The sequence below is a fragment of the Streptomyces niveus genome (genome assembly GCF_001723055.1).
Taxonomy (GTDB): Bacteria; Actinomycetota; Actinomycetes; order Streptomycetales; family Streptomycetaceae; genus Streptomyces; species Streptomyces niveus.
Genome location: NZ_MDCR01000522.1, coordinates 1 through 2,785 on the forward strand (window position 1 = coordinate 1; position 2,785 = coordinate 2,785).

Annotated in this window: 1 protein-coding gene; it reads left to right on the forward strand. The window is 70.7% G+C overall.

Features of this window, described 5'->3' with window-relative positions:
* Window positions 1-69 precede the first annotated feature (69 nt).
* A partial coding sequence (locus tag BHU15_RS37235) for a type I polyketide synthase (RefSeq protein ID WP_255293312.1) occupies window positions 70-2,785 on the forward strand: 2,716 nt, incomplete at its 3' end.

Sequence of the window (2,785 nt, forward strand, 5' to 3'; positions counted from 1 at the left end):
CGGTAGAGGCCGGAGCCCGCGCTCCCGATCCCCCTGGCCACCCTGCTGGCCGACTGCGCCGGCTCCGCCGTGCACGCGGGCTCCGGCCTCTACCGGTGGCTGCGGCGGATCGGCTACCACCACGGCCGCTACTACCGGAACATCTCCTGGGTGTCGAGCCTGCCGGACGGCGGCACCCTCGCCCGTATCGAGGGCGCACGGCAGCGGGAGATGAACCCGCAGGGCGTGCGGCTGTTCCCCGGACTCCTGGACAGCGTGACGGTCGCGGCGATCGACCCGGCCAACCCGGTGTTCGGCGCGGCGGACGCGTCCGCGTTCATCCCGCTCTCGGTGGGCCGGCTGGATGTCCTCGGACCGCTGGACGGTGCCGCGTACGTCCGGACGGAGATCGCCTTCTGGAACGACGAAGCCTGCCGGGTCACCCAGACGGTGACCGACGAGGCGGGCACGCCGCTCCTGGTCTTCGGCGACATGGCGTCCAAGAGGGTTCCTGTCCAGGCGTTCAGCGCGGGAGAGACGCCCGAGCCCGCGGTGCCGGTCACACCGCCCGAGCCGACTTCGCCCGAGCCGACTTCGACCGCGCCGACGCCACCTCGCACCACGGCCCCTCGCACCACGGCCCCGGTGGTCGCCGCCTCCCCGTCCGCGCGGGCGCTCGCCTGGTTCCTCGCGCTGACCGGCACCTCGGAGGAGCAGGCCGATACGGAGTTCCTGTCCGCCGGGTTCGACTCGGTGGGCCTGGTGGCGCTGAGCGAGCGCATCTCCCAGGAGCACGGTCTGTCCCTCTACCCGACCGTCTTCTTCGAGTACCCGACGCCCCGGCAGTTCGCCGACTTCCTGGTGGAAGAGGCACCGGAACTCGTCGCCTCACTGGCCGCCCCGGCGGCCGAGCCCGCCCCGGCTGCGGCGGAAGCCCCCGTACCCGTCGCGCGAGCAACGGTCACGCCACGACGACCACAACCCGAGCCGGCGGCTCAGCCCCTGGCAGGGCCACCCGAGCCCGCTCCGGCAGCGCGCCCGCGCGACGTCGCCGTCGTGGGAGCGGCGGTCAAGTTGCCCACCGCCGGCAACCTGACGGCCTTCGCCGAGCTGCTCGCCGAGGGCCGGGACACCGTCCGCCCGCTGCCTGAGGGCCGTTGGGACCAGGCGGCGGGGCCGGTCCCGTACGCCTCGTTCCTCGAAAGCGTGGACGAGTTCGACCCGGCGCCCTTCCGGATCTCGGCGCGTGAAGCTCCGCTGATCGACCCGCAGGCGCGGATCGTGTACGAGACGATCTGGGAGGCACTGGAGGACGGCGGCCGGATCGGCGGCCGGGCCGACAGCGGGAAGACGGGGCTGTGGATCGCGTACAGCCACGACCACTACCACGAGGAGCGGGTACGCCACGGCGTACCCGACGGGCGTGGCCTCGGACTTGAGGCGATGATCGCGAACAGGCTGTCCTACCTGATGGACTGGCAGGGACCGAGCGGACTGGTCAACACCCTCTGCTCGTCGTCCCTGGTCGCCATCCACTCGGCGCTCCAGCACCTGCGTACCGGCGACATCGACACGGCGGTCATCGGGGCCGTGCACGCCGGGATCAGCCCGGAGTACTTCCGGTCGATGGGGGACCTGATGGCCCTGTCGCCCCGGCACCGCAGCCGGGCGTTCGACAGCACGGCCGACGGATTCGTCCCGGGTGAGGGAGCGGTGGCGGTGGTGTTGCGGCGGTACGACGACGCCCGGCGTGACGGCGACCGGATCCGGGGTGTCGTCAAGGGAGCCGCCGTCAACCACGGCGGACGCACCACCCGCTACTCCGCACCCAGCCCACGGGCCCAAGCGGCTGTCATTTCAGCCGCGTTGGGGGATGCGGGGGTGTCGGTGGAGTCGATCGGGCTGGTGGAGGCTCATGGGACGGGTACGAGTCTGGGTGATCCGATCGAGGTAGATGGTCTGACTCGTGCGTGGCGTGGGGTGACGGACAGGTCGCAGTTCTGTGCGATCGGTTCGCTGAAGGGGAACGTGGGCCATCTGGAGCCGGCGGCCGGTCTGGCCGGGTTGGTGAAGGTGTTGCTGGCGATGGAGCACGAGATGGTTCCGCCGTCGTTGCATGTGGTGCGGCCCAACGATCACATCCGGTTTGAGGAGACGCCGTTCTATCTGGCTGATCGCGCGGTGGAGTGGCCGAGGAACGGGACCCCCAGGCGGGCCGCGGTGAGTGCCTTCGGCATGGGCGGTGTGAACGCGCATGTGATTGTGGAAGAGCCGCCTGTGTCGGAGGTGCGGGAGGCGCGCGCGCAGGACTCGTATGTGGTGCGTGTCAGTGCGGCGGACGAGACCGCGCTGCGAACCCTCGCCGACACGTACGCCGAAGCCTTGACCGACACATCCGACGAACAGCTCACGGACTTCGCGTTCACCGCCAACACTGGCCGCGCCGCCCACCGTCTGCGCGCCGTCGTGCACGGTGGCGACGCCCGTGAACTCGCAGCCGGTTTGCGCGACGTCGCCGCAGGCCGGATCCCCGCGTCCCGACGGGGTGGTACTCCCGCGCCCACCGCCTTCATGTTCACGGGGCAGGGTTCGCAGTATGTGGGTATGGGGCGTGGGTTGTACGGGGTGGAGCCGGTGTTCCGGGCGGCGTTGGACGAGTGTGCGGATGTGTTGGCGGGGCATGTGGATGTGCCGTTGGGGGAGTTGTTGTTCGGTGAGGTGGGTGGTGGTGGTCGGTTGGATCGTACGGGGTATGCGCAGCCGGCGATTGTGAGTGTGCAGGTGGGGTTGGTGCGTTGGTTGGAGT